25 protein-coding genes are annotated in these 24,737 nt (G+C 58.9%); 13 read left to right on the forward strand and 12 right to left on the reverse strand.

Translation table 11 applies throughout. The annotated features are described in order from the left end of the window. Positions 1 to 357 precede the first annotated feature (357 nt). Positions 358 to 2,259 carry a 3-dehydroshikimate dehydratase QuiC gene (quiC, locus tag ACIP66_RS08975; RefSeq protein WP_053124058.1) on the forward strand — a complete coding sequence of 634 codons (1,902 nt, stop codon included), beginning with the start codon at positions 358 to 360 and terminating at the stop codon, positions 2,257 to 2,259. Between the two features lie 102 nt (positions 2,260 to 2,361). Beyond that, positions 2,362 to 3,039: a TetR family transcriptional regulator gene (locus ACIP66_RS08980; RefSeq protein ID WP_400647254.1), complete on the forward strand. Its 678-nt coding sequence runs from the start codon at positions 2,362 to 2,364 to the stop codon at positions 3,037 to 3,039. A gap of 78 nt (positions 3,040 to 3,117) precedes the next feature. On the opposite strand, the gene ACIP66_RS08985 is transcribed toward ACIP66_RS08980, so the two are convergent. Together ACIP66_RS08985 and aroQ are read right to left on the reverse strand one after the other, a co-directional pair. Beyond that, a complete protein-coding gene (locus ACIP66_RS08985) occupies positions 3,118 to 3,972 on the reverse strand; it encodes a shikimate dehydrogenase (RefSeq protein ID WP_400647257.1) in 855 nt (284 codons plus the stop codon). A gap of 5 nt (positions 3,973 to 3,977) precedes the next feature. Then, on the reverse strand, positions 3,978 to 4,418 hold the full coding sequence (gene aroQ / locus ACIP66_RS08990) for a type II 3-dehydroquinate dehydratase (protein ID WP_008084592.1): 441 nt from the start codon (positions 4,416 to 4,418) through the stop codon (positions 3,978 to 3,980). A 307-nt stretch (positions 4,419 to 4,725) separates the two neighbouring features. On the opposite strand from aroQ, the gene ACIP66_RS08995 reads away from it, so the two are divergent. Continuing rightward, positions 4,726 to 5,172 (forward strand): DUF2442 domain-containing protein, encoded by a 447-nt coding sequence (locus tag ACIP66_RS08995; RefSeq protein WP_159813614.1) that lies wholly within the window; start codon positions 4,726 to 4,728, stop codon positions 5,170 to 5,172. A 55-nt stretch (positions 5,173 to 5,227) separates the two neighbouring features. Here ACIP66_RS08995 and trmA read toward each other — a convergent pair whose 3' ends face one another. Together trmA and ACIP66_RS09005 are read right to left on the reverse strand one after the other, a co-directional pair. Further along, positions 5,228 to 6,307, reverse strand: a complete 1,080-nt coding sequence (gene trmA, locus ACIP66_RS09000) for a tRNA (uridine(54)-C5)-methyltransferase TrmA (RefSeq protein WP_141126443.1) — start codon at positions 6,305 to 6,307, stop codon at positions 5,228 to 5,230. Then, on the reverse strand, positions 6,304 to 7,599 hold the full coding sequence (locus tag ACIP66_RS09005; protein WP_400647261.1) for an NCS2 family permease: 1,296 nt from the start codon (positions 7,597 to 7,599) through the stop codon (positions 6,304 to 6,306). Before ACIP66_RS09005 ends, trmA begins: the two co-directional genes overlap by 4 nt. Before the next feature lie 260 nt (positions 7,600 to 7,859). Between ACIP66_RS09005 and ACIP66_RS09010 the strand changes: the two genes are divergently transcribed. Both ACIP66_RS09010 and ACIP66_RS09015 read left to right on the forward strand, forming a co-directional pair. Next, positions 7,860 to 8,264 (forward strand): DUF4879 domain-containing protein, encoded by a 405-nt coding sequence (locus ACIP66_RS09010; RefSeq protein ID WP_400647306.1) that lies wholly within the window; start codon positions 7,860 to 7,862, stop codon positions 8,262 to 8,264. Positions 8,265 to 8,330: 66 nt separating this feature from the next. Continuing rightward, a complete protein-coding gene (locus ACIP66_RS09015) occupies positions 8,331 to 8,882 on the forward strand; it encodes a DJ-1 family glyoxalase III (RefSeq protein ID WP_159813606.1) in 552 nt (183 codons plus the stop codon). Positions 8,883 to 8,887: 5 nt separating this feature from the next. Here the strand turns inward: ACIP66_RS09015 and ACIP66_RS09020 are convergent, their stop codons facing one another. Further along, complete coding sequence (locus ACIP66_RS09020) at positions 8,888 to 9,175, reverse strand: HigA family addiction module antitoxin (protein WP_159813604.1); 288 nt, start codon at positions 9,173 to 9,175, stop codon at positions 8,888 to 8,890. A gap of 136 nt (positions 9,176 to 9,311) precedes the next feature. After that, complete coding sequence (locus tag ACIP66_RS09025) at positions 9,312 to 10,550, reverse strand: MFS transporter (protein ID WP_053124041.1); 1,239 nt, start codon at positions 10,548 to 10,550, stop codon at positions 9,312 to 9,314. Positions 10,551 to 11,137: 587 nt separating this feature from the next. On the opposite strand from ACIP66_RS09025, the gene ACIP66_RS09030 reads away from it, so the two are divergent. From ACIP66_RS09030 to ACIP66_RS09040, 3 genes are all read left to right on the forward strand, one after another. Beyond that, positions 11,138 to 12,583, forward strand: a complete 1,446-nt coding sequence (locus ACIP66_RS09030) for a cytochrome ubiquinol oxidase subunit I (RefSeq protein ID WP_159813600.1) — start codon at positions 11,138 to 11,140, stop codon at positions 12,581 to 12,583. Positions 12,584 to 12,586: 3 nt separating this feature from the next. Next, entirely contained in the window at positions 12,587 to 13,594 is a 1,008-nt protein-coding gene (gene cydB, locus ACIP66_RS09035) for a cytochrome d ubiquinol oxidase subunit II (protein ID WP_053124037.1), read from the forward strand. Positions 13,595 to 13,670: 76 nt separating this feature from the next. Further along, complete coding sequence (locus ACIP66_RS09040; protein WP_082341490.1) at positions 13,671 to 13,838, forward strand: DUF2474 domain-containing protein; 168 nt, start codon at positions 13,671 to 13,673, stop codon at positions 13,836 to 13,838. Between the two features lie 79 nt (positions 13,839 to 13,917). Here ACIP66_RS09040 and ACIP66_RS09045 read toward each other — a convergent pair whose 3' ends face one another. Together ACIP66_RS09045 and ACIP66_RS09050 are read right to left on the reverse strand one after the other, a co-directional pair. Next, a complete protein-coding gene (locus ACIP66_RS09045) occupies positions 13,918 to 15,042 on the reverse strand; it encodes a methyltransferase (RefSeq protein ID WP_400647266.1) in 1,125 nt (374 codons plus the stop codon). 175 nt (positions 15,043 to 15,217) lie between these two features. Further along, entirely contained in the window at positions 15,218 to 15,928 is a 711-nt protein-coding gene (locus ACIP66_RS09050) for a LuxR family transcriptional regulator (RefSeq protein WP_053124034.1), read from the reverse strand. 320 nt (positions 15,929 to 16,248) lie between these two features. On the opposite strand from ACIP66_RS09050, the gene ACIP66_RS09055 reads away from it, so the two are divergent. After that, positions 16,249 to 17,025: a ferredoxin--NADP reductase gene (locus ACIP66_RS09055; RefSeq protein WP_400647269.1), complete on the forward strand. Its 777-nt coding sequence runs from the start codon at positions 16,249 to 16,251 to the stop codon at positions 17,023 to 17,025. Between the two features lie 43 nt (positions 17,026 to 17,068). Here the strand turns inward: ACIP66_RS09055 and mscL are convergent, their stop codons facing one another. After that, a complete protein-coding gene (gene mscL / locus ACIP66_RS09060) occupies positions 17,069 to 17,485 on the reverse strand; it encodes a large-conductance mechanosensitive channel protein MscL (protein WP_053124026.1) in 417 nt (138 codons plus the stop codon). A gap of 286 nt (positions 17,486 to 17,771) precedes the next feature. On the opposite strand from mscL, the gene radA reads away from it, so the two are divergent. Further along, complete coding sequence (gene radA / locus ACIP66_RS09065; protein WP_008084632.1) at positions 17,772 to 19,139, forward strand: DNA repair protein RadA; 1,368 nt, start codon at positions 17,772 to 17,774, stop codon at positions 19,137 to 19,139. A gap of 101 nt (positions 19,140 to 19,240) precedes the next feature. On the opposite strand, the gene ACIP66_RS09070 is transcribed toward radA, so the two are convergent. Beyond that, a complete protein-coding gene (locus ACIP66_RS09070) occupies positions 19,241 to 19,609 on the reverse strand; it encodes a PilZ domain-containing protein (RefSeq protein WP_053124024.1) in 369 nt (122 codons plus the stop codon). A 160-nt stretch (positions 19,610 to 19,769) separates the two neighbouring features. Between ACIP66_RS09070 and ACIP66_RS09075 the strand changes: the two genes are divergently transcribed. The 3 genes from ACIP66_RS09075 to yjiA all read left to right on the forward strand — a co-directional run bounded on the left by ACIP66_RS09075 (position 19,770) and on the right by yjiA (position 23,145). Then, positions 19,770 to 21,836, forward strand: coding sequence for a carbon starvation CstA family protein (locus ACIP66_RS09075; protein ID WP_400647272.1), 2,067 nt, complete (start codon positions 19,770 to 19,772; stop codon positions 21,834 to 21,836). A 15-nt stretch (positions 21,837 to 21,851) separates the two neighbouring features. After that, the gene (locus ACIP66_RS09080) at positions 21,852 to 22,049 is read left to right on the forward strand and encodes a YbdD/YjiX family protein (protein ID WP_003228401.1); all 198 of its coding nucleotides are present in this window, start codon (positions 21,852 to 21,854) and stop codon (positions 22,047 to 22,049) included. A 124-nt stretch (positions 22,050 to 22,173) separates the two neighbouring features. Continuing rightward, entirely contained in the window at positions 22,174 to 23,145 is a 972-nt protein-coding gene (yjiA, locus tag ACIP66_RS09085; protein WP_282358202.1) for a GTPase, read from the forward strand. 97 nt (positions 23,146 to 23,242) lie between these two features. On the opposite strand, the gene ACIP66_RS09090 is transcribed toward yjiA, so the two are convergent. Beyond that, entirely contained in the window at positions 23,243 to 23,953 is a 711-nt protein-coding gene (locus ACIP66_RS09090) for a GntR family transcriptional regulator (RefSeq protein ID WP_400647275.1), read from the reverse strand. A gap of 19 nt (positions 23,954 to 23,972) precedes the next feature. Continuing rightward, a complete protein-coding gene (locus tag ACIP66_RS09095; protein ID WP_053124015.1) occupies positions 23,973 to 24,677 on the reverse strand; it encodes a FadR/GntR family transcriptional regulator in 705 nt (234 codons plus the stop codon). Positions 24,678 to 24,737: the final 60 nt, after the last annotated feature.

A 24,737-nucleotide genomic window follows, 5' to 3' on the forward strand; every position in this document is an offset into this window, starting at 1 on the left:
GTTCCACCCGTTTTTGGATTTTTTATTTGGTGTGCTTTTTTTCTTTGCACGCTGCGACCGGTGGTTCATATCCGGACTCAATGTGCGGTCGATGGTGGGCAGTGGACGAAAAATCGTCAATTCGCCAAACCGCCATTGTGTTCGATAATCGCACGCAAAACTAACCGGGTAGTACACTTTAAATTGCTGCCGCGTTCAATGCAGCCAATAATTTCCCCACTATAAAAACCCATCCCATGTAGGAGCTGCCGAAGGCTGCGATCCTTTGATCTTGATTCTGAAAAGCAACATCAAAAGATCGCAGCCTTCGGCAGCTCCTACAGTAAAGATCAAGCGGCGCAGTCCGGGAGTTGAAACATGCAGCGTTCCATTGCCACCGTTTCCTTGAGCGGCACCCTGCCGGAAAAACTCGAAGCCATTGCCGCCGCCGGGTTCGACGGGGTGGAGATCTTCGAAAACGACCTCCTGTACTACGACGGCAGTCCGCGAGAAATTAAACAGATGTGCGCCGATCTCGGCATCGCCATCACCCTGTTTCAGCCGTTCCGCGATTTCGAAGGCTGCCGCCGCGATCGCCTGGCGCGCAATCTTGAGCGCGCCGAACGCAAGTTCGACCTGATGCAGGAACTCGGCACCGACCTGGTGCTGGTCTGCAGCAACGCCTCGGCGGACAGCGTCGGCGATCAACAAATTCTAGTCGATGACCTGCGCTTGCTGGCGGAACACGCCGGCGCGCGCGGCTTGCGCATTGGTTACGAAGCGCTGGCCTGGGGTCGTCACGTCAATACTTATCAACAGGTCTGGGACATCGTGCGTCAGGCCGATCATCCGAGCCTCGGCGTGCTGCTCGACAGCTTTCACACCTTGTCGCTGAAGGGCGATCCGCGCGCCATTGCCGACATTCCCGGCGACAAAATCTTCTTCGTGCAAATGGCCGACGCGCCGATTCTGCAGATGGACGTGCTGGAGTGGAGCCGGCATTTCCGCTGCTTCCCGGGGCAGGGCGAATTCGATCTACCGGGGTTCCTTGCACCGATCATTCAGAGCGGTTACACCGGGCCGCTGTCGCTGGAAATTTTCAACGACGGCTTCCGCGCCGCGCCGCCACGGGCCAATGCTGCCGACGGTTTGCGTTCGCTGCTGTACCTGGAGGAGAAGACTCGCCAGCGTCTGGAGCAGGAAGCGACGCCTGTGGCCAACCGCGAAATTCTTTTCGAAACGCCGCAGGCCAGCGAGTACAACGGCATCGAGTTTCTCGAGTTTGCCGTCGATGAAAGCCTCGGTGCCAAGCTGTCGAATTGGCTGGAACGCTTGGGTTTCGTCAAGGCCGGGCAGCACCGCTCCAAGAGCGTGAGTCTGTTGCGTCAGGGCGACATCAACCTGATTCTCAACTCCGAGCCTTACTCTTTCGCCCACAGCTTTTTCGAAGCCCACGGCCCGTCGTTGTGCGCCACCGCCGTGCGGGTCAAGGACAGCGCCAGTGCTTTGGCCCGCGCCGTGGCTTACAAAGGTCAGCCCTATCGCGGACTGGTCGGCCCCAACGAACTGGAACTGGCGGCAGTGCGCGCGCCGGACGGTAGCCTGATTTATCTGGTCGATGAACAGGCCGACGTCTACGGCACCGATTTCAACCTGCTGGCGGATGCCCCGGCCCGTGGCGGCCTCAAGCGCATCGACCACATGGCCATGGCGCTGCCGGCCGACAGCCTCGACAGTTGGGTGCTGTTCTACAAGAGCCTGCTGGATTTCGAAGCGGATGATGAAGTGGTGCTGCCCGACCCGTACGGGCTGGTGAAGAGCCGCGCACTGCGCAGTCGCGACAGCTCGATCCGCTTGCCGCTGAATATCTCAGAGAACCGCAACACCGCGATCTCCCACGCGCTGTCGAGTTATCGCGGTTCCGGTGTGCATCACATCGCCTTCGATTGTGACGACATCTTCGCCGAAGTCAGTCGCGCCAAAGAGGCCGGTGTGCCGCTGTTGGATATTCCGCTCAACTATTACGACGACCTCGCCGCACGTTTTGATTTCGACGACGAATTCCTCAGCGAGCTGGCGTATTACAACGTGCTCTATGACCGTGATGCGCAGGGCGGCGAGCTGTTTCACGTCTACACCGAGCCGTTCGAAGGACGCTTCTTCTTCGAGATCATCCAGCGCAAAAACGGCTATGCCGGTTACGGCGCAGCGAATGTCGCGGTGCGTTTGGCGGCGATGGCCAAATCACGCAGCGGCGCCGTTCGCCAGGCGAAGTTGTAGGAAATTCGTAAACGCGGGATTAAACACGGCTCGCGCGGCTTCCTTCACTGTGCGGCGCGGGCCCATAATCGCCGCCTGTGCAGTGATGGCCGTGAGCCCGCAATGACGATAAATTCAGAACTTTCCGCAGCTACTGTCGTGCCCGTCGTAGAGCCGCGCAAGAGTCGCAAAAACAACCCGGAAAAGACCCGCGAGAACATCCTGCAGGAGGCGATCGTCGAGTTCGTCCAGCAAGGTTTGTCCGGTGCTCGCGTCGACGCGATCGCCGAGCGCATCCACACCTCCAAACGCATGATCTATTACTACTTCGGCAGTAAGGAGCAGTTGTACGTCGAGGTGCTGGAGAAGCTTTACGGCGATATCCGCAGCACCGAAAACCGTCTGCACCTGGCCGAGCTGGCGCCGGTCGAAGCGATTCGCCGATTGGTTGAATTTACGTTTGATCACCACGATCGCAACGTCGATTTCGTGCGCATCGTCAGCATCGAAAACATTCACAATGCTGAATTCGTGAAGCGTTCCGATGCGATCAAGGCGATGAACAACACCATCCTCGATTCACTCGGCGAGATTCTGCGTCGCGGTGCTGACGAAGGTGTGTTCCGTGCGGGGCTGGATGCGCTGGATGTGCATTTGTTGATCAGTTCGTTCTGCTTCTATCGCGTGTCGAACCGGCACACGTTTGGCGAGATCTTCCAGATCGACCTGCCGGATGAAAGCATCAAGCAGCGGCATCGCGAGATGATCTGCGAATCGGTGCTGCGCTACCTGCAAGCCTGACAATCAAAAGATCGCAGCCTTCGGCAGCTCCTACACCGATCCCTGTAGGAGCTGCCGCAGGCTGCGATCTTTTGATCTTCAGCTGTTCATGCTTTGAAAATGCGCCAGCATCCGCTGCGCATCCGGCACCACGCCGCTGAACAATTCAAACGCCTTCACCGCCTGAAACACCGCCATGTTGCCGCCATCCAACGTGCGGCAACCCAACGCGCGAGCATTACGCAGCAGCTCGGTTTCCAGCGGGAAATAGACAATCTCCGCCACCCACAATTCCTTGCGCAGCAACTCGACTGGCACTGGCATGCCCGGCAGTTTGGCCATACCCATCGGCGTGGTGTTGACCAGACCATCAGCCAGATTCAGCGTACTCGGCAAATCCCGACCCGCCACCGCACGACCGAAGCCGAAATGCTGATTCAAGTTGTTCGCCAGACTTTCCGCACGCTCAATGTCGACGTCGAAAATACTCAGTTGCTGCACGCCTTCGCTCAATAACGCGTGGGCCACTGCCGCGCCCGCACCGCCGGCGCCCATCTGGACGACACGTTCGCGGGCAGCGTCCTGCAAACCACGGCGAAAACCCTCGGCAAAACCCAGACAATCGGTGTTGTGACCGACGCGCTTGCCGTCCCTCAGCACCACCGTGTTGACCGCGCCGATGCCCCGAGCTTCCGGCGACAACTCATCAAGCAGCGGAATAATCGCCTGCTTGCACGGAAAAGTAATGTTCAGCCCGGTGTAGTTCATCCGCTCAGCTGCCAGCAGCAGATCGGGCAGGGCGGTGCTGTCCATTTGCAATTGATCGAGATCGATCAATCGATACAGATAACGCATGCCCTGCGCATCACCCTCGTGCTCATGCAGCGCCGGCGTGCGCGAAGCCTGAATACCGGCACCGATCAACCCGGCGAGAATTACGTTGGAATGCGACATGCGATTCACCCCTTCAGCCGCTGACTGAAATGTTCCAGCGCCAGGCGATAGCCATGACTGCCAAACCCGGCCATCACCGCCGTGGCAATTGCCGAGACAAACGAGTGATGACGAAACGGTTCGCGGGCGTGGACGTTGGACAGATGCACTTCAATCACCGGCAATTCACTGGCCACCAGCGCATCGCGTATCGCCACCGACGTGTGCGTCCACGCTGCCGGGTTGATCACGATCCCGGCGCAACGACCGCGCGCCGCGTGAATCCAGTCGAGCAATTCGCCTTCGTGATTGGTCTGGCGAAACTCCACGGCCAGGCCGAATTCTTCAGCCGCGCGACCGCACAGTGCCGAAATATCCGCCAGGGTTTCGTGACCATAAGTCGCTGGCTCGCGGGTGCCAAGCAGGTTCAGGTTCGGGCCGTTGAGCACCAGAACGATAGGGGGCATGAGGGGTAACTCCACTTATTGTTTTTGGCTTTGGCCAGAGGTTTCGGCCTGTGGAGATAAAATGTACTAGATGGTTACCATGGTCAATTGAACAAAAATGCACGTGGCGTTTTATGTTCGGTGATCGCACAGAAGCAATATTTGGTAGAAATTCTGAAGCAGGAATGAGACATAAATTTCACACTTGAAATCAGTTAACCTAACTGATGGGTTAGTATAGGTGCGCAGCTAAAAGAAACATGCAATAGCGATCGTGATGCGAGATGGGCATCCCGCTCGCACGTTTCGAAGGAGTGGAAATCGATCTATGAAAGTCGTCAAAGCTAAGCCATCCACACGTCGCCCCCTGACGGAGGAGATGATCGACGCCGCCATCCTGCAAGGGGAGGCTCGCCGGGCGAGTAGCTTGCAGGCGGTCTCCGTAACCTTTGAAGAATCATCTCTGGTCATCCGTTTTGAGGATGGCAGCGGTGTGTTGCTACCGGTGAACCAGTATCCAGAGTTTGACGGGTTTGATGCAGGCGATTACGAGGGGCTGACAGTCGGGTTCGCAGGCACTGCGCTTTGCCATGAGGGCAAAGACCTTGACGTTTCCATTGCCGGGATGATTTCAGCGAGCCCGTCACTCATGAAGATGGCCGCGTCGGTGGTTGCATCGCGTAACGGTCGTCAAAGCAGTGCTGCAAAGTCCGAAGCTGCTCGAGCGAATGGCAAAAAGGGCGGGCGACCACGCAAGGCCGATCCCGCGTTGTAAACACCCACAAAAAAGCCGTCAATCACGACGGCTTTTTTGTATCTGGCATTCGCACTCAACGTCGGGTCAGTAAGACACCCGATTCCATGTGGTGCGTCCACGGGAACTGGTCGAACAACGCGCACTGGGTGATGCGGTGCGTGTCGTGCAACTGGGCGATGTTGGCCGCCAGGGTTTCCGGGTTGCAGGAGATGTACAGAATGTTGTCGAAACGCCGGGTCAGTTCGCAGGTGTCCGGATCCATGCCGGCGCGTGGCGGGTCGACGAAGACGCTGCCGAACTCGTAGCTCTTCAGGTCGATGCCTTGCAGGCGACGGAACGGGCGCACTTCGTTGAGCGCTTCGGTCAGTTCTTCGGCGGACAAACGCACAAGGGTGACGTTATCCACAGCGTTTTCGCTGAGGTTGCTCAGTGCCGCGTTGACCGAGGTCTTGCTGATTTCGGTGGCCAGCACTTTGCGCACGCGGGTGGCGAGCGGCAGGGTGAAGTTGCCGTTGCCGCAGTACAACTCCAGCAAGTCGTCAGTGCGATCACCGAGCGCTTCGTATGCCCAGTTGAGCATCTTCTGGTTCACGGTGCCGTTCGGCTGGGTGAACGCGCCTTCCGGTTGGCGATAGCTGAAGGTGCGACCGCCGACTTCGAGTTTCTCGACCACGTAATCGAGGCCGAGCACTTCGCGTTTGCCTTTCGAGCGACCGATGATGCTGACGCCGAGATCCGCCGCCAGTTTGGTCGCCGCCGCGTGCCAGTGCTCGTCCAGCGGACGGTGATAGCACAGGGTGATCATCGCATCGCCCGACAGCGTGGTCAGAAACTCGACCTGAAACAACTTGTGGCTCAGCGCCGAACTGGCCTGCCACGCCGCTTTCAGCTGCGGCATCAACTGATTGATGCGCAGGCTGGCGATCGGGAATTCTTCGATCAGGATCGGCGTGCGTTTGTCGTCCTGAGCGAACATCGCGTAATGCCGATCGCCGCCCTCGCGCCACAGGCGGAATTCGGCGCGCAGACGGAAGTTCTGCAGCGGCGAGTCGAACACGGTCGGCTCGGGGGCATCGAACGGCGCCAGCAGGTCACGCAAGCGCGTGACCTTGGCTTCGAGTTGCTCGGCGTAAGCCTGGGAATCAAATGTCATGCGTTGAACCAACCCAACTTGATCACGAACAGAATCGACAGAATCACCAGCGCCGGGTTCAGCTCACGGGCGCGACCGGACAGTAACTTGATCACCGTCCAGGAGATGAAGCCGAAGGCGATGCCGTTGGCGATCGAGTAAGTGAACGGCATGGCCAGCGCGGTCACCACAACCGGCGCGGCAACAGTGATGTCGTCCCAGTCTATTTCCGCCAGGCCTGAAGTCATCAACACGGCGACGAACAGCAGTGCCGGTGCAGTGGCGAACGCCGGAACGCTGGCTGCCAGTGGCGAGAAGAACAGCGCCAGCAGGAACAGAATCGCCACGACGATGGCGGTCAAACCGGTACGGCCGCCAGCACTGACGCCGGCGGCGGATTCGATGTAGCTGGTGGTGGTCGACGTACCCAGCAGCGAACCGGCCATGGCCGCGGTGCTGTCGGCGATCAGTGCGCGACCCATTTTCGGCATGTGGCCGTCCTTGCCCATCAGGCCGGCGCGCTTGGCGACGCCGATCAGGGTGCCGGAGTTGTCGAACAGGTCGACGAACAGGAAGGCGAAAATCACGCTGACCAGACCGATGTCCAGTGCGCCTTTGATGTCCAGTTGCAGGAAGGTCGGCGCCAGCGAAGGTGGCATCGACGTCACGCCGCCGAACGGGGTGAAGCCCATGGCGATGGAGGTGATGGTCACCGCGAGAATGCCGATCAACACCGCGCCGCGCACTTTCAGCGCTTCGAGGGCAACGATCAGGGCGAAGCCGAGGGTCGCGAGAATCGGTGCCGGTTGTTTCAGGTCACCGAGGCCGACCATGGTCGCCGGGTTGCTGACCACGATGCCGGCGTTGTGCAGGGCGATCAGCGCCAGGAACAGGCCGATACCGGCGGCAATCGCCGAGCGCAGCGGCAGCGGGATGCTGTTGATGATCCATTCACGGATGCGGAAGATCGACAGCAGGAAGAACAGCACCGCCGAAATGAACACCGCACCCAGCGCCACTTGCCACGTGTGGCCCATGTGCAAAACAACGGTGTAGGTGAAGAAGGCGTTCAGGCCCATGCCCGGCGCGAGGGCGATCGGGTAGTTGGCGATCAGGCCCATGACCGTCGAGCCGATGGCAGCTGCCAGACAGGTGGCGACGAACACCGCACCCTTGTCCATGCCGGTCTCGCCGAGAATGCTCGGGTTGACGAACAGAATGTAGGCCATGGCCAAGAAAGTCGTGATGCCCGCCAGAATCTCGGTGCGCACGTTGGTGTTGTGTGCCTTGAGTTGAAACAGCCTTTCCAGCATGTCTGCTCCCCGTGGCGCGCGTAGCGCCGTGAATGTATCGACCTCAACAGCAAAGCACAGACCGTCGCAAGCGCCTGAGAAATTGTGATGGGCCGGAAAAAGCCGCGCATCATACCAGCAGCATGGGGGATTGGCTGCGATCGTCGGCGATGTTTTGCAGTCAGGCGAAGTGAGCCATACTGCGCGCCTGTTTTGGGGGGAAGGTCATGATGGGCGTCAAGCGCAATTTCATTCGATCGTTGGGGCTGTTTTGCACGTTTATGGCCAGTGTGCCAGCCGTTATGGCGGCAACGGCGCCACCGTTGACCAGTGTGCAGGTGCTCAAGGTGCAATCGGCGGCCTGCGGCATCGAAAATATTTCTGATGGGCAGGACAAGACGGCCTGCGACCACGGCGGTGCCAACATCAAGGTGTATGTGCTGGAAATGGGTTACGGCCGCGTTCCCAATGCCGCACTGGACGGTTTTGAACTGGACGGAATGAAAACCCAGGTCTGCGCCTACGGCAACGGCAACCTCACGCAATGCACCGGCGCCGCGTCGAAGGTCGTCGGCACGCTGTACATCTTTGATCTGGATGGCAAGCAGGAAGGCACGTTCACCTACAGCAACACTTCTATTAACGCGCCGGGCAACAAGGTTTCAACGCAGCTTTACATCAAGTAACGGCTGGCGCTGCGCGATCCAGGCGAAGCTGACTACGCTTAAAGGATCACCCAGCGGACACAGCCTATGACCTTTAGAGCCCTGATTACCCTCGCCGAGGGCATCGATGATCTGCAAAGCGTGACCCTCATCGACGTGCTACGCCGTGCCGGCATCGAAGTCGTCGCGGCCAGCATCGAAGGCCGGCGCATGCTCACCTGCGCCCGCGGCACCCGCCTGACTGCCGACGGGATGCTTGTCGATGTGCTGGCGCAGACCTTCGACCTGATCGCTTTACCCGGCGGCGCCGTCGGTGCTCAACACCTCGCTGCACACCAACCTCTGCAACAAATACTTAAGGATCAATCCAGCGCCGGACGCCTGTTCGCCGCCATCGCCGAATCCCCGGCCGTCGCCCTGCAAGCTGCTGGCGTGCTGCGCCAACGCCGCATGACCTGCTTGCCCAGCGCCAGTCATCAACTGTCGGGCTGTACGTTTGTTGATCAACCGGTAGTGGTCGACGGCAACTGCATCACCGCGCAAGGTTCTGGCGCGGTGCTGGAGTTTGCCTTGGCGCTGGTTGAGCAACTGGGGGGCAAGGCGCTCAGGGCGAAAGTGGCGGGGGAGTTGTTGGTGTGAGTCGATCAGGCGTGTGCAGCGATCGGTTGAATTGGCGGCTGCTCGCGATGTTCTGCTTGCCACAGATCGTAATCAGTTTGAACACCCAGCCAAACGCGAGCCTTACCAATGCCCGCACGCTCCAGGCGTACAGCCAGATCCGGGCTGATCGGCGCATGACCGTGCAATACACGCGAAAGATGTGGGCGCGCAAAACCCAGATGCCGTGCCAGTTCGGTAACACTGATGCCCAAATCGGGCAGAACATCCCTCAACAGTGTTTCGCCGGGGTGTGGCGGGTTGTGCATGGGCATGAGCCTGCTTGCTATTTGTGCTGAAAGGATTTGATCATGGGGCGAGTGTAAGGCGATACATTACACTCAGTGCGGTATCTATGTACCGCACATTTTCATCTGATGTGTGTTTGGCCTGCCGATTTTGCCGATGAACTCAAACCTTCTTCTCTTCCACCGGCACATGCATCCGGTCCCGATTCGCCAGCGTCGGAAACAACTTGATCCACGTCCCCGTCACCACCAGCGTGCCGATCCCGCCCATGACCACGGCAGGCACGGTGCCGAACCAGTGGGCGGTGACGCCGGATTCGAATTCGCCCAGCTGATTGGAAGCGCCGATGAACAGGCCGTTGACCGCGCTGACCCGGCCGCGCATTTCGTCCGGTGTTTCCAGTTGCACGAAGGAGGCGCGGATGACCATGCTGATCATGTCTGCCGCGCCGAGTACCACCAGCACCGCCAGCGAGAACCAGAACGAGGTCGACAGACCGAAGGCGATGGTCGCGACGCCGAAGATGCCGACCGCAGTGAACATCACCCGACCGACGTTACGTTCCACGGCAAATCGTGCGAGGAACAGTGACATCCCCAGCGCACCGACCGCTGGCGCCGAGCGCAGCAGGCCCAGACCCCACGGGCCGGTCAGCAGAATGTCCTTGGCGAACACCGGCAGCAGCGCCGTCGCACCGCCGAGCAGTACCGCAAACAGATCCAGCGAAATCGCGCCGAGAATATCCGGGCGGCTGCGAATGAAGCGGATCCCCGCCAGCAACGAATCCAGTGTGGCTTTGCCTTTGTTCAATGGTGTTTGCCGCGCGGGCAGGTTGAGCATAAGCGTGCAGGCGATCACGTAGAGCAGCACGGTCGGGCCATACACCCAGACGCTGCCGAACGCGTAGAGCAAACCGCCAAGGGCCGGGGCGACGATGGTCGCTGACTGTTGCGCCGATTGCGCTGCCGCGACGGCTCGGGGGAACAGGGCGCTGGGCACGATGCTCGGCAGCAATGCCTGAGTGGTCGGCATCTCGAAGGAGCGCGCCGCACCGAGCAGGAAGGCGAGGATGAAGATCATCTCGCGGGTGACGTGATCGGTGGCGCTACCAATGGCCAGCGCGAGGGCGATCATGGCCTGCAACGACTGGCAGATCGCTGCGACTTTGCGTCGGTCATAGCGGTCGGCGACATGCCCGGTGTGCAGCATGAACAGCACGCGCGGGGCGAATTCGACCAGACCGACCAAACCCAGGTCGAGGACGTTGCCGGTCAGTTGATACAGGTTCCAGCCAATCGCCACGGTGAGCATCTGAAAACCGCTGGCGGTGAAAATCCGCGCCATCCAGAACGCGAGAAAGGGACGATGGTGGCGTAACAGCAACGGCTCTTGGCTGGGCATCTGAGGGCAGGTCTGGTTCGAGGGGAACCGCGAGGTTATCACCAGTCTGTAACAGGAAGTTGCTATGACAAAAAATTTAGTTAGCCAGACATCGATTTTTTTTGCGGTGCAGATTTGCTTGTGTGGCGAGGGGATTTATCCCCGATGGGCTGCGAAGCGGCCCCAAATCCATTCAGACATGCTTTTTCAGATAAACCGTGTTGCCGGGTTTGGCGACTGCTGCGCAGCCGGTCGGGGATAAATCCCCTCACCACAGAGGTTTGTGCAGGCCTGGGGATCTGTACTGTTTTCCTCCCTGCCAGCGTTCTGTGGATTTGTTGCAAAGTTTTGCCACGGTTATGAGGCAACTTGTCACGCGGCAAACGACCACGCGGGTCAACCGCAAAAATGGGACTACTCTTTCAACGTTGCTTGATCCAGATCAAGACCCCAAACGGCATTGATCAGACGGCCAGTTGGCCAGACTCCCTGCGTTGCGATGGTTTCAAAAAGAACGAATCCGAATTCGCCGCACTCCATATCCGTGGGGGCAGTAGTGCAAGGGGCCACAAGCCCCGCCGCCGGTATTACCTGACAGAGGAAGCCATATGTTCGGTTTAGAGGCACTAGATCTCGCCCGAATTCAATTCGCGTTCACCATCTCGTTCCACATCCTGTTCCCGGCCATCACCATCGGTCTGGCGAGTTACCTCGCCGTGCTCGAAGGCCTGTGGCTGAAAACCCATAACGACACGTACCGTGACCTCTACCATTTCTGGTCGAAGATCTTTGCCGTCAACTTCGGCATGGGCGTGGTCTCGGGGTTGGTCATGGCCTACCAGTTCGGCACCAACTGGAGCCGTTTCTCGGACTTCGCCGGTGCCGTCACCGGGCCGTTGCTGACCTATGAAGTGCTCACGGCATTCTTCCTTGAGGCCGGTTTCCTCGGGGTCATGCTGTTCGGCTGGAACAAGGTCGGGCGCGGATTGCACTTTTTCTCCACGGTGATGGTGGCCATCGGCACGCTGATTTCGACCTTCTGGATTCTCGCCTCCAACAGCTGGATGCAGACCCCGCAAGGCTTCGAGATCATCAACGGTCAGGTGATTCCGACCGATTGGTTTGCGATCATTTTCAACCCGTCGTTCCCGTACCGCTTGATGCACATGGCGACGGCGGCGTTTGTGGCCACAGCGTTTTTCGTCGGTTCCTCGGCGGCCTGGCATTTGCTGCGCGGCAAGGACAACCCGGCGATCCGCACCATGCTCTCGATGGCGATGTGGATGGCGTTGATCGTCGCGCCGATCCAGGCGGTCATCGGCGACTTCCACGGCCTCAACACCCTCAAACATCAGCCGGCGAAAATCGCCGCGATCGAAGGCCACTGGGAAAACAAGGGCGACGAAGCCACGCCGCTGATCCTGTTCGGCTGGCCGGACATGAAAGAAGAGCGCACCAAATTTGCCGTAGAGATCCCGTACCTCGGCAGCCTGATCCTCACGCACTCGCTGGACAAACAAGTGCCGGCGCTCAAGGAATTCCCACCGGAAGACCGGCCGAATTCGACCATCGTGTTCTGGTCGTTCCGGATCATGGTCGGCCTCGGTTTCCTGATGATCTTCACCGGTCTGTGGAGTCTGTGGCTGCGTAAACGCGACACGCTCTACACCTCGCGTCCGTTCTTGTACCTGGCGTTGTGGATGGGGCCGTCCGGTCTGATCGCGATTCTGGCCGGCTGGTTCACCACGGAAATCGGCCGTCAGCCGTGGGTGGTCTACGGACTGATGCGCACGGCGGACGCGTCTTCCAACCACAGCTTTATGCAGATGAGCATCACGTTGATCATGTTTGTCGTGGTGTATTTCGCCCTGTTCGGTGCCGGTCTCGGCTACATGATGCGCCTGGTGCGCAAAGGGCCGAAGATCAGCGAAGGCACAGAGACGCCGGACGGTGGCCCTGGCAAAAAACGTACACCGGCCCGTCCGTTGTCCGCTGCCGACGATTCGTCCGATGCCGATCACGGCGACGACGTTCGCCTGACCAAGGAGATTTGACTCATGGGTATTGATCTTCCGCTGATCTGGGCCGTGATCATCATCTTCGGCATCATGATGTACGTGGTCATGGACGGCTTCGACCTGGGCATCGGGATTCTCTTCCCGTTCATTCCCGGCAAAGTCGACCGTGACGTAATGATGAACACCGTCGCCCCGGTCTGGGACGGCAATGAAACCTGGCTGGTACTGGGCGGCGCGGCGTTGTTTGGTGCGTTTCCGCTGGCGTATTCGGTGGTGTTGTCGGCGCTGTATCTGCCGCTGATCTTCATGCTGATCGGCCTGATCTTTCGCGGTGTGGCGTTCGAGTTTCGCTTCAAAGCCAAGGACGACAAGCGTCACTTGTGGGACAAGGCGTTCATCGGCGGTTCGGTGGCGGCGACGTTCTTTCAGGGCGTGGCGCTCGGTGCGTTCATTGACGGCTTGCCGGTGGTCAATCGGCAATACGCCGGCGGCTCACTCGACTGGCTGACACCGTTCACGCTGTTCTGCGGCGCGGCACTGGTGGTGGCGTACGCCTTGCTCGGCTGCACCTGGCTGATCATGAAGACCGAAGGCAAGCTGCAAGAGCAGATGCACAATCTGGCGCGGCCACTGGCATTCGTGCTGCTGGCGGTGATCGGTGTCGTCAGTCTGTGGACACCGCTGGCCCACCCGGAAATCGCCACGCGCTGGTTCAGCATGCCGAATCTGGTCTGGTTCATGCCGGTGCCGATTCTGGTGTTGGTCACCCTGTACGGGTTGATTCGGGCGGTGGCGCGTAATGCCCACTACACGCCGTTCCTGCTGACGCTGGTGCTGATCTTCCTCGGCTACAGCGGCCTGGGCATCAGCCTGTGGCCGAACATTGTGCCGCCGTCGATCTCGATCTGGGACGCCGCATCGCCGCCGCAGAGTCAGGGCTTCATGCTGGTGGGGACGCTGTTCATCATCCCGTTCATTCTGGGTTACACCTTCTGGAGCTACTACGTGTTCCGCGGCAAGGTCACCCACGAAGACGGCTACCACTAAGCGAAACCCTGTGGAAGCGAGCCTGCTCGCGATGGCGTCGGCAACGGCGCCATTGATCTAACTGAGGATCGAAACAATGCCCGGCAAACATTCCCTGCACGACATTGAACAAGCCGAAAAAAAACCGCTGTGGCAGCGGCTCGGCTGGCTGGCCCTGATCTGGGCCGGCAGTGTTGGCGTGTTGTTCATCGCCGCCAGCCTGATGCGCATGTTCATGAACGCGGCAGGCCTGACCACGCACTGAATCTGAATCATCCCCGTCCCGGCGCCTTCGGGTACGGCTTTGTAACCCTCCGCATGGAGGGTTTTTTTTGCCCTGAAGATTATTTTCGGGCTTTGAGAATCACGAACTTCGGCGTCGCCGCGACTTGCTCGACACCCCGGAACAGCCGCGCCAGTTTGCTGTGATAACCCAGATGACGGTTGCCGACGATGTACAACGCGCCGCCCACCACCAGTGCCTCACGCGCCTGCTGAAACATGCGCCAGGCGAGAAAATCGCCGACGACTTGCTGCTGATGGAATGGCGGATTGCACAGCACCACGTCCAGTGATTGCGGCTCTTGCCCAGCCAGACCGTCGCCAGCGCGAACAATCACTTCACGATCACCCAGCGCCGCGCGCCAGTTTTCAGCGGCCGATTGCACCGCCATGAACGATTCATCGACCAGCGTGTACTGCGCGTCAGGGTTGTGCAGCGCACTGGCAATCGCCAACACGCCGTTGCCACATCCGAGGTCGGCGACGCGTGCGCTGCCAAGGTTTTTCGGCAGATGCGGCAGGAAGGCGCGAGTGCCGATGTCCAGGCCTTCACGGCAGAACACGTTGGCGTGGTTGAGCAGTTCGATGGCCGGTTCGTCGAGGCTGTAACGGCTCGGGTAGGGCGAAATAGCCGGGGCTTTCGCTTCCGGCGTGGCGATCAACAGTCGCGCCTTTTTCACGGCGAGCGATGCTTGCACCGGGCCGATGTAGCGCTCCAGCAGATCACCGGCAGCGCGTGGCAAATGTTTGACCATCGCCGCTGCGATGACTTCGGCGCCGGGAGCGAGTTGCCCTTGCAGGCGAATCAATTGTTCTTCGAGCAGCGCGAGGGTTTTCGGTACGCGGATCAACACGCGATCGAAAGGCCCGACCAAAGGCTCACTCGCCGGAATCGGCCGAATGGCATCGAATGCCTGACTGTTGCGCAGCAAATTCTTTTCCAGTCCCTGAAAGCCCAGAAACGAGTCGCCGCTGCTGCTCACTTCAACCTTGCCCAGCAAACTGGCGGCTAACGCGCCGAAGCTGTCATTGAGCACCAGCACCCGCGTGCTCGCCGCAGGCTGTTGCGCGGCCAGATGATTGAGCAGGTATTCGTCGGCGGCATCGAAAGCTTGCAGCGGTTCGTTCTGCTGTTCGGGTTGGCGAATCAAGTCGAGTTGGGCGAACGGTGTATCGAGCAAAGGCATGGGGCGGGGACTCAGGGTAATCGAGGGATGTCCCGCAGCCCTGGCATTGTGCGGCGGAACCGACCGAGTGGACTGCAACGCGGGTAGATGGCGTTAACACTCAGGAAGGCCACAAATGGTACGTTTTTTTCTATTCAATTACCCGCACGTTTTCTGTTCGTGCGAGGCCGGCCGTTTAGATATACCCGGCCCGGGCGGCGGCAATGACCGCAGAGATCTTGTTGCACACCTTGAATTTCTCGATCAGGTGCTGGACGTGATAATTCACGGTTCGCTCGCTGAGGCTGAGAATCTTCGAGATTTCATACGCCGTTTTGCCTTGGGCGGACAATTGCACCACTTCCAGTTCGCGCGGCGACAAATGCGGTTGTCGGGCCAGGGCGGGCTTGGGCAACGATTGAGCGAACAAATCCGTCATGTGACTGGTGATGTAAAACAGGCAGCCAAAATGCTCGTAAAGCTCAATCGAATTGACCGGCCCATCGCTTCTGGCCAGGCTGAGGGTGCTACAGACACCGAACTCTTCGCGATGAAATGATTGCGACCAGCCGTGCCGCAGTCCTTCGTGTTGCAGGGCGCGCCAGCGCTTTGGGGCTTTGTCGTAGGCAGTCTTGCTCCATACGAAGGGCAACATTGAACCGTGGCAGTGCGTGGTGACGGGATCAATCTCATCGCTCGGCTCCTGTTCATGGCGTTGTTTCCAGTCGTCGGAAAAGTTATTGATCTCCAGCGTATTGAAGTGCGCCTCACGATAAGTAGAGGCCACGTTGATCGCGCAAAAATCGAAGCCGATGTTTTCCGCGAAGCTCAGCAGAATCGGGTAAGCGCTATCTATGTTTTTTGCGAACGTCAGTTGCCTTAACTGCGACTCCTTCCACTTTTCCATTACAAACGCTCCGTGTACTTGTTACTTGAGGGTGCGTTGGATCCAATGCGCACGAAACCGAGTGTAGGACGTTTCCTACGTCGCGCTGCGATTTTTTTGCTCTTTGTGCTGATGCTTATTTGTATAAAACGTTATTAGTAAGTTGTTAATTTAATATGAAGGTCGACATGTTAGTTAACTTAATGTTCTATTCAGTTAATGTCGCTGTTAGTACAACTTGTTGTGGGTAAGGCAGTCGATGCGTAATACCACTACAAATTGGCGGTTTTAACGTACGGCGCTTTGCGAGAGACTACGAACATCGTCGAATGGAGCGCCACATGACCGCCAGCGCAGAAAAATTCACCCGCCAGACTCTGCTTGATGTGCAGCCGCTGACCGCGAATCTGTTCACCTTGCGTACCACTCGTGATGCAGGCTTCAGGTTTCGTGCAGGGCAATTCGCCAGACTCGGCGTCACCAAGGCTGACGGCAGTACGGTTTGGCGTGCTTATTCGATGGTGTCCTCACCGTTTGACGAATTTCTCGAATTCTTCTCGATCGTGGTGCCCGGCGGCGAATTCACCAGTGAACTGAGCCGGCTTGAAGCGGGCGATACCTTGCTGGTCGACCGTCAGGCCTTTGGTTATCTGACGCTGGATCGTTTTGTCGACGGTCGCGACCTCTGGCTGTTATCCACAGGCACCGGCGTGGCGCCGTTTTTGTCGATCCTGCAGGACTTCGAAGTCTGGGAGAAATTCGAGCGGATCATTCTGGTCTACAGCGTGCGCGAGGCCCGCGAACTGGCGTATCGACAGTTGATTGCGGAATTGGCGCAGCGTGACTATCTGGCCGAGCATGCCCACAAGCTGCAATTTATCCCCACCGTGACCCGTGAATCTCATCCCGGCGCACTGAATGGGCGTATCACGACGCTGATCGAAAACGGTGAGCTGGAGCGGGCGGCAGGCGTCGAGCTGACGGCTGAGCACTCGCGCGTCATGTTGTGCGGCAATCCGCAGATGATCGATGACACCCGCGCGTTGCTCAAACAACGGCACATGAGCCTGAGCCTGACGCGCAGGCCTGGTCAGGTTGCGGTGGAAAACTACTGGTAAAAAAAACGGCGCCCCGAAGGCGCCGTTTTTTGTTCCAGCAGGATTACTCCGGCCGGCTGTTCTGCGCCTTGAGCAGGTCGCGGATCTCGCCCAGCAGTTCCTCTTCTTTGGTCGGAACCGGTGGCAGCGTTGGGGCCACAGCCTCTTCACGCTTCAGGCGGTTGATGGCTTTAACACCCATGAAGATCGCGAAAGCGACGATGATGAAATCCAGAACGGTCTGCAGGAATTTGCCGTAGGCAAGCACCACCGCAGGGGCGGCGCCATCAGCGGCTTTAAGCGTGACGGCTAAATCACTGAAGTCCACGCCTCCGATCAGCAGGCCGATCGGCGGCATGATCACGTCACCGACGAATGACGAGACAATCTTGCCGAAAGCGGCGCCGATGATGATACCGACGGCCATGTCGACCACATTGCCTTTGACCGCGAAGGCCTTGAACTCACTTAGCACGCCCATAGGTTATTTCCTTGTTACAGATGAGATTGGTGTACGCAGTGTAAATCAGCAAAACGCGTCCTGCGCGAAACACCTTCTTACAATGCACATTTTTTATCGACACGCTCTTTGCCGAATAGTTTGAAAAGTGCCATTGAATTGCCCTCGAAACTTGTACGTGCAAGTGCAAAGTCCACAACTTCTGTACAGGTTTAATATTGATACAGTCGCAGGCAAGCGAAATGCCTTGGTCAAAGACAATGCCGATGTATGCGTTATCATCGCTGTTTTTGCCCCGGGGGTTCTGATGGCCAAGGCCAAGCGCATGTACGGCTGCACCGAGTGCGGCGCAACCTTTCCCAAGTGGGCCGGGCAGTGTGGCGAATGCGGTGCCTGGAACACCCTCACCGAAACCATGATCGAAAGCGGCGGTGCCACGGCGCCAAGCGGTCGCACCGGTTGGACCGGCCAGCAGGCGCAGATCAAAACCCTTGCCGAAGTCAGCGTCGAAGAGATTCCGCGTTTTTCCACGGCATCCAGTGAACTGGATCGCGTGCTCGGCGGCGGTCTGGTCGACGGCTCGGTGGTGTTGATCGGCGGCGATCCGGGCATCGGCAAATCGACGATTCTGTTGCAGACCTTGTGCAACCTCGCCAAGAGCATGCCGGCGCTGTACGTCACCGGCGAAGAATCCCAGCAGCAGGTGGCCATGCGAGCGCGGCGTCTCGGCTTGCCGCAGGATCAACTGCGGGTGATGACCGAAACCTGCATCGAAACCATCATCGCCACCGCCCGCCAGGAAAAGCCCAAGGTGATGGTGATCGACTCGATTCAGACGATCTTCACCGAACAACTGCAATCGGCGCCCGGTGGCGTGTCTCAGGTGCGTGAGAGTGCAGCACTGCTGGTGCGTTATGCCAAGCAGAGCGGCACGGCGATTTTCCTTGTCGGCCACGTTACCAAGGAAGGCGCGCTGGCCGGCCCGCGTGTTCTCGAACACATGGTCGACACCGTGCTGTATTTCGAAGGTGAGTCCGATGGTCGTTTGCGGTTGCTGCGCGCGGTGAAAAACCGTTTCGGTGCCGTCAACGAACTGGGCGTGTTCGGCATGACGGACAAGGGTTTGAAAGAAGTCTCCAACCCTTCGGCGATTTTTCTCACACGGGCGCAGGAAGAAGTCCCGGGCAGTGTGGTGATGGCAACGTGGGAAGGCACCCGGCCGATGCTGGTGGAAGTGCAGGCGCTGGTCGATGACAGTCATCTGGCCAACCCGCGACGGGTAACGTTGGGGCTGGATCAGAACCGCTTGGCGATGTTGCTCGCGGTGTTGCATCGCCATGGCGGGATTCCGACGCACGATCAGGACGTGTTTCTCAACGTCGTTGGTGGGGTGAAGGTGCTGGAAACGGCGTCTGACCTGGCGTTGATGGCGGCGGTGATGTCGAGTTTGCGCAATCGGCCGTTGCCGCATGATTTGTTGGTGTTTGGAGAGGTTGGGTTGTCTGGCGAAGTGCGTCCTGTGCCCAGTGGCCAGGAGCGCCTGAAGGAAGCCGCGAAGCATGGCTTCAAACGCGCGATCGTGCCCAAAGGCAATGCGCCAAAAGAGTCCCCGCCGGGTTTGCAGATCATCGCCGTAACGCGCCTCGAACAGGCCCTCGACGCTCTCTTCGAATAACCAGAGATCCCCTGTAGGAGCTGCCGGAGGCTGCGATCTTTTGATTTTGGTTTTCAAGATCAAAAGATCGCAGCCTCCGGCAGCTCCTACAGGGGCAACCATCAGATCTCGATCAACGCACCCAACTCTCGCTCCAGCTCCTGCGGGTCCGCCAGGTTCAGCTCGATCAAGCGCCGCAACCGCTGGATCGACTCCAGACTGATATGCCGGCAAACAAACCCCAGCTGGCCGTTCTCTTCGTGCGCCAACTGCACGTCCATCTCGATATCAATCTCATCGCTCAGATGAATGTCGACGAAGAAATCCTTCTCGGCATCCCCCAGCCAAGGCTCTGGCCGCTCGATCAGCAAGCCTTTGAGCGACAGGTCTATCAGCTTGACCGGCCAGATGTACTCGCCCTGACTCAGCTCGGTTCTGGCATCGAACGCAATACGTTTGAAGCGACGACGATTGGCTGGGTGCTCGCTCATGGCGCAATTCTCCGGAAGTTCGCTGACTATAGACCCGCATTGTCTAAGCGTACCAGCGCAGACGGGCCACTCAGACCAACGTCGGGGTATGGCCTTTGGCGCCGTAAGCGCTAAACTCGGGGTGGCTGTCTTTCTTGTCCACCCTGGCTGGAATAATAAAATGAAAAATAATAATAGCCTGCTACGCCACTTACCCTGGCTATTGCTGGCAATCGTAGGAGCGTGCGCCCTGGGCGTAGTGGCATTGCGCCGAGGCGAGGCGATCAATGCCTTGTGGATTGTGGTCGCCGCTGTGGCCATTTATCTGGTTGCGTACCGTTACTACAGTCTGTTCATCGCACACAATGTGATGCAACTTGACCCGCGTCGGGCCACCCCCGCCGTGCTCAACAACGACGGTCTGGACTTCGTGCCGACCAACAAACACATTCTTTTCGGTCACCACTTCGCGGCCATCGCTGGCGCGGGGCCGCTGGTTGGTCCGGTATTGGCGGCGCAGATGGGTTATCTGCCCGGCACGCTGTGGCTGATTGCCGGTGTGGTGCTGGCGGGCGCGGTGCAGGACTTTATGGTTCTGTTCATGTCGACCCGTCGCAACGGCCGTTCCCTGGGCGACATGGTGCGTGAAGAAATGGGCCGGATTCCCGGCACCATCGCACTGTTCGGCTGCTTCCTGATCATGATCATCATCCTCGCGGTGCTGGCGCTGATCGTGGTGAAGGCACTGGCCGAGAGTCCGTGGGGCATCTTCACCGTAATGGCGACCATCCCGATCGCGATGTTCATGGGCATTTATATGCGCTACATCCGCCCGGGCCGCATCGGCGAAATCTCCGTGGTCGGCGTGTTGCTGCTGCTCGGTTCGATCTGGCTGGGCGGGCAGATTGCTGCTGATCCGGTATGGGCCAAGGCCTTCACCTTCACCGGCGTGCAGATTACCTGGATGCTGGTCGGTTACGGTTTCGTCGCAGCATCGCTGCCGGTGTGGCTGATTCTGGCGCCGCGTGACTACCTCTCCACGTTCCTCAAAATCGGTACCATCATCGCCCTGGCGATCGGCATCCTGGTAACCATGCCCGAGCTGAAAATGCCGGCGCTGACCCAGTTCGTCGACGGCACCGGTCCGGTGTGGAAGGGCGGTCTGTTCCCGTTCCTGTTCATCACCATCGCTTGCGGTGCGGTATCGGGTTTCCACGCACTGATTTCTTCGGGCACCACGCCGAAGCTGCTGGATAACGAAACCAACGCCCGTTACATCGGTTACGGCGGCATGCTGATGGAATCGTTCGTCGCGATCATGGCCATGGTTGCCGCTTCGGTGATCGAGCCTGGCGTGTACTTCGCCATGAACAGCCCGGCCGCTGTGGTCGGCAGTGATGTCGCTTCGGTTGCGCAAGTGGTCTCCAGCTGGGGCTTTGCGATCACGCCGGAAGCGCTGCAAGCCGTGGCGCATGACATTGGCGAAACCACCATTCTCGCCCGTGCCGGTGGCGCGCCGACCCTGGCGGTCGGTATCGCGCAGATCCTGCACAGTGTCCTGCCGGGTGAAAACACCATGGCGTTCTGGTACCACTTCGCGATCCTGTTTGAAGCGCTGTTTATCCTGACCGCTGTCGACGCCGGTACTCGTGCCGGACGTTTCATGCTGCAGGATTTGCTCGGCTCCTTCGTGCCAGCGCTGAAACGCACTGAATCGTGGACGGCCAACCTGATCGCCACCGCCGGTTGTGTGGCGATGTGGGGCTGGTTGCTGTATCAGGGCGTGGTCGATCCACTGGGCGGCATCAACACCTTGTGGCCACTGTTCGGTATCTCCAACCAGATGCTGGCCGGTATCGCGCTGATGCTCGGCACCGTGGTTCTGATCAAAATGAAGCGTCAGCGCTACATTTGGGTCACCTTGCTGCCAGCCACCTGGCTGTTGATCTGCACCACGACGGCGGGCTTCATCAAACTGTTCGATGCCAACCCGGCAATTGGCTTCCTGTCGCTGGCCAAGAAGTACAGCGATGCGTTGGCCAGTGGTCAGATTCTGGCCCCGGCGAAAAGCATCGAGCAGATGCAGCACGTGATCTTCAACGCTTACACCAACGCAACGCTCACCGCGCTGTTCCTGTTCGTGGTCTTCAGCATCCTGTTCTATGCGCTCAAAGTCGGCATCGCCGCCTGGGGCAAAAAAGAGCGTACGGATAAAGAATCGCCATTCCAGGCTCTGCCGGATGCGTAACCAGAGGATTGCAGCATGTTCAATGACCTGAGTCGCCTCGGTAAATACCTCGGTCAGGCCGCGCGCCTGATGGTCGGCATGCCCGACTACGACACCTACGTCGAGCATATGCAAACCAAACACCCGGACAAACCGGTGATGAGCTATGAGATGTTCTTCCGCGAACGTCAGGAAGCCCGTTACGGTGGCAAGGGTGGGCCGAAGTGCTGTTGAGGCACATGATGGTTCAGGCAACACAAGCACTGTAGGAGCACAGCTTGCTGGCGAAAGCGATCTTGATGACGCCTTCGCTGGCAAGCCAGGCTCCTACAGTTTTTTTGCGTGAGGGAGATTTAATTTGTCAGCCCCAATCCCGGTCACGGTACTCAGCGGTTTCCTCGGTGCCGGCAAGACCACTTTGCTGCGCCACATTCTGAAAGCCGAGCACGGCCTGAAAATCGCCGTGATCGAAAACGAATTCAGCGACGCCGGCATCGACACTCAGTTGCTCGGCGACGAGCCGGTGCAAGTCATGACCCTGGCCAACGGCTGCGTCTGCTGCACCATTCACACCGACCTGACCAAAGCGCTGTACCTGCTGCTCGAGCGTCTGGACAGCGGCGAAATTGCCTTCGATCGTCTGGTCATCGAATGCACCGGCCTGGCCGATCCAGCGCCAGTCGCCCAGACCTTTTTCATCGACGAGGAATTGCGCGAGCGTTACCTGCTCGACGGCATCATCACCTTGGTCGATGCCGCACACGCGGATGTGCATCTGAGCCAGACCATCGCCCAAGCGCAGATCGGTTTTGCCGACCGCTTGCTGGTGAGCAAGACCGATCTGGTCGACGAGGCCACGTTCACCGCGTTGAGCGAACGCCTGACGCGAATCAACCGTCGCGCGCCGATTCGTGTGGTTGATCACGGCAACATCGATCTGGCTGAGCTGCTCGATGTACGCGGCTTCAATCTCAACGCCGATCTGGGCGGCGGCTTGAGTTTGCGTCCGGTGAGTAAGGCGCCGTCGATCGATCGTATTTCCAGCCTGGTGCTGCGCACCGATCAACCGCTGGATATCGATCAGCTCAGCGAGTTCATGAATGAATTGCTGGAAGAGCACGGCAAGCAATTGCTGCGTTACAAAGGAGTGCTGAGCATTGCTGGCGAAGATCGTCGCTTGGTGTTTCAGGGCGTGCTGAAACTCTATGGTTTCGACTGGGACACCGAATGGGCCGAGGGTGAGGCGCGGGACAGTGTGATCGTGTTTATTGCTGATGATTTGCCGGAAGAGAAGATTCGGGCGGGGTTTGCCAAAGTAGTGGCGGGCTGATGATTCCTGGTGTCAGTGATGGCCTCTTCGCGAGCAGGCTCACTCCTACAGTTGCAATGCGTTCCCCTGTAGGAGTGAGCCTGCTCGCGATAGCCATCTAACCAGCAACACCAGGCTCAAGGTCTGAACCCAGCAATGTCTGCTCAAGATGATCCAAATGCCGATTCATCAACATCCCGGCCCTGGAAGCATCCCCACATTCAACCGCCTCAACCAACGCCAAATGCTCCCGCCAAGCGCAACAGCTGTGCGCAGAAACCTCGCACCGCGCAATCGCCAACGAAGTAAGCGGTACCAGACTGCCCAAAAAATGCGCCAACGGCACATTCCCCGCCATCGTCGCCAACGTCAGATGAAACTCCCCCGACAAGCGAATCGCCGCCCCGCGCCGATCCTGCTCAACCGCCAGCCGCTCACGCTCGATCAACCCACGCAAGCGTTTCAAACCCTCAGCCTGCGGACGCTGACACGCCAACCGCACCAACGTGTTCTCGGCCAATCGCCGCGCATGCAAGGTCTGCCGCGTTTGCTCGCGATCCGGCGCCGCCACACGCGGACGATGATTGGCGCGCAGCACAACAACTTGTTCATGGCTCAGTTGCGTCAGCACCCGCCGCACGTCCGCGCGAGTCACGCCGAACATGTCTTTCAAACTGTCTTCGGTGAAACGGCTGTCCGCATCAAGGCGCTGTTCCAGAATCGCATCGAACAGTCGCGGGTAAAGATCCTCCGCCGGCGCGCGCAAGCGAGAGAAGGGCAGGGGCGTCGTGCTCTCGCGAGTGTGCGACGCTGAAGCGAAACTGTTCATGGCCTGTCTCCTGTAGGAATCAGCGACTCAGGTTGTCATCCGGAATATTCAGCTCGATGCCCATGCGCTGACCTTCTTGCAGAATGTGCCGACGCATTTCCGCGCTGGCCTGCGCGCTGTTCTTGCTGCGGATCGCACGTACCACGGCCTCGTTTTCTTCAAGGCGTTCGGCCAGATGTTCCGGGGAGTTGCGCAACACTTCGGCGCTTTGCTTGAGGGCATTGCTGGTTTGCTGCACCACGCTTTGGAATATCGGGTTTGACGTCAGGGTGAACAGCTCTTCGTGGAAGGCGATGTAAGCGCTGACGCCGGCTTCACTGTCGCCGGCCTCAAGGGCTTCGCGCATGTCCATCAAAGTCAGGCGCAATTGGCCGACTTCCTTGCTGCTGATCGACTGCGCCACCAGACCGACTATGAATGGCTCAAGGGTGTAGCGCAGTTGCAGCACATCTTCGAGGCTCGCCCCGGCGACCGCGCTGTCGTGGCTTTGGCTGTCGCTGAGTTGTGCATCGAGGACGACCACGCCTTTGCCCGGCATCGAACGGACGAGGCCGAGGGTTTCCAGAACGATCACCGCTTCACGCAGGCTCGGGCGGCTGATGCCCAGTTGTTCGGCGAGTTCGCGCTGGCCCGGCAGCATGTCGCCCGAGCGCCATTGGCCACGGGCGAGGGCGGCGCGGAGTTTTTCGACGACTGAGTTGACTACGGTTGATGTGGTTATCACTTGTTTTGCTCCGTGAACCTTCGTGCAAGCCGCAGGCAAGATCAAAAGATCGCAGCCTGC

Source organism: Pseudomonas sp. NPDC088429, from assembly GCF_044753305.1.
In the GTDB taxonomy this organism is placed as follows: domain Bacteria; phylum Pseudomonadota; class Gammaproteobacteria; order Pseudomonadales; family Pseudomonadaceae; genus Aquipseudomonas; species Aquipseudomonas rustica.

Coding starts and splice junctions, on each gene's coding strand:
- quiC (WP_053124058.1), top strand. CDS start 358: ATGCAGCGTTCCATTGCCACCGTTTCCTTGAGCGGCACCCTGCCGGAA.
- ACIP66_RS08980 (WP_400647254.1), top strand. CDS start 2,362: ATGACGATAAATTCAGAACTTTCCGCAGCTACTGTCGTGCCCGTCGTA.
- ACIP66_RS08985 (WP_400647257.1), bottom strand. CDS start 3,972: ATGTCGCATTCCAACGTAATTCTCGCCGGGTTGATCGGTGCCGGTATT.
- aroQ (WP_008084592.1), bottom strand. CDS start 4,418: ATGCCCCCTATCGTTCTGGTGCTCAACGGCCCGAACCTGAACCTGCTT.
- ACIP66_RS08995 (WP_159813614.1), top strand. CDS start 4,726: ATGAAAGTCGTCAAAGCTAAGCCATCCACACGTCGCCCCCTGACGGAG.
- trmA (WP_141126443.1), bottom strand. CDS start 6,307: ATGACATTTGATTCCCAGGCTTACGCCGAGCAACTCGAAGCCAAGGTC.
- ACIP66_RS09005 (WP_400647261.1), bottom strand. CDS start 7,599: ATGCTGGAAAGGCTGTTTCAACTCAAGGCACACAACACCAACGTGCGC.
- ACIP66_RS09010 (WP_400647306.1), top strand. CDS start 7,860: ATGGCCAGTGTGCCAGCCGTTATGGCGGCAACGGCGCCACCGTTGACC.
- ACIP66_RS09015 (WP_159813606.1), top strand. CDS start 8,331: ATGACCTTTAGAGCCCTGATTACCCTCGCCGAGGGCATCGATGATCTG.
- ACIP66_RS09020 (WP_159813604.1), bottom strand. CDS start 9,175: ATGCCCATGCACAACCCGCCACACCCCGGCGAAACACTGTTGAGGGAT.
- ACIP66_RS09025 (WP_053124041.1), bottom strand. CDS start 10,550: ATGCCCAGCCAAGAGCCGTTGCTGTTACGCCACCATCGTCCCTTTCTC.
- ACIP66_RS09030 (WP_159813600.1), top strand. CDS start 11,138: ATGTTCGGTTTAGAGGCACTAGATCTCGCCCGAATTCAATTCGCGTTC.
- cydB (WP_053124037.1), top strand. CDS start 12,587: ATGGGTATTGATCTTCCGCTGATCTGGGCCGTGATCATCATCTTCGGC.
- ACIP66_RS09040 (WP_082341490.1), top strand. CDS start 13,671: ATGCCCGGCAAACATTCCCTGCACGACATTGAACAAGCCGAAAAAAAA.
- ACIP66_RS09045 (WP_400647266.1), bottom strand. CDS start 15,042: ATGCCTTTGCTCGATACACCGTTCGCCCAACTCGACTTGATTCGCCAA.
- ACIP66_RS09050 (WP_053124034.1), bottom strand. CDS start 15,928: ATGGAAAAGTGGAAGGAGTCGCAGTTAAGGCAACTGACGTTCGCAAAA.
- ACIP66_RS09055 (WP_400647269.1), top strand. CDS start 16,249: ATGACCGCCAGCGCAGAAAAATTCACCCGCCAGACTCTGCTTGATGTG.
- mscL (WP_053124026.1), bottom strand. CDS start 17,485: ATGGGCGTGCTAAGTGAGTTCAAGGCCTTCGCGGTCAAAGGCAATGTG.
- radA (WP_008084632.1), top strand. CDS start 17,772: ATGGCCAAGGCCAAGCGCATGTACGGCTGCACCGAGTGCGGCGCAACC.
- ACIP66_RS09070 (WP_053124024.1), bottom strand. CDS start 19,609: ATGAGCGAGCACCCAGCCAATCGTCGTCGCTTCAAACGTATTGCGTTC.
- ACIP66_RS09075 (WP_400647272.1), top strand. CDS start 19,770: ATGAAAAATAATAATAGCCTGCTACGCCACTTACCCTGGCTATTGCTG.
- ACIP66_RS09080 (WP_003228401.1), top strand. CDS start 21,852: ATGTTCAATGACCTGAGTCGCCTCGGTAAATACCTCGGTCAGGCCGCG.
- ACIP66_RS09090 (WP_400647275.1), bottom strand. CDS start 23,953: ATGAACAGTTTCGCTTCAGCGTCGCACACTCGCGAGAGCACGACGCCC.